Origin of the sequence: Aeromonas sp. Y289-2 (assembly GCF_027705925.1) — a bacterium.
Lineage (GTDB): Bacteria > Pseudomonadota > Gammaproteobacteria > Enterobacterales > Aeromonadaceae > Aeromonas > Aeromonas veronii.
Window position 1 is genome coordinate 1 of record NZ_JAPDCH010000054.1, and the last position, 551, is coordinate 551.

The 551-nt window shown below is 59.0% G+C and carries 1 protein-coding gene; it reads right to left on the reverse strand.

The window, feature by feature from the left end; translation table 11 throughout:
- Positions 1 to 551 (reverse strand): pyruvate kinase (locus tag OKC43_RS21690; RefSeq protein ID WP_270660755.1); only part of this gene is annotated, 551 nt, incomplete at both ends.

Below are 551 nucleotides of genomic sequence, written 5' to 3' on the forward strand. Positions count from 1 at the left end.
GTGCCGCTCGGTACCAGAGCACCGGAGACCATCACAACCACGTCACCTTTCAGACCCATGCCGATTTCCAGCGCGGCTTCTTTACCGATGCGATAGAAATCGTCGGTAGAGGCGATGCTGTCAACCACGTGGGCAACCACACCCTTGGTCAGAACCAGCTGGGCAGCAGTTTTCTTGTTGGTGGTGATAGCCAGGATCCAGGCTTTCGGGAAGTACTTGCGAATGGCCTTGGCAGATTTGCCGCCTTCGGTAGCAACCACGATCAGCGGGGCGTCCAGCTTCTCGGAGGTCTCTACGGCGCCTTTACATACGGCTTCGGTGATGCGCAGCTTCTTGCTGTCGTTGGCAGCAGACAGGTTGGACGGCATCACGGCATCGGTACGCTCGCAGATGGTGGCCATGATGGTCACGGCTTCCAGTGGGTACTTACCCTTGGCGGATTCACCGGACAGCATCACTGCGTCGGTACCGTCTAGGATGGCGTTGGCCACGTCACCAGCTTCGGCGCGGGTCGGACGCGGGTTCTTGATCATGGAGTCCAGCATCTGGGT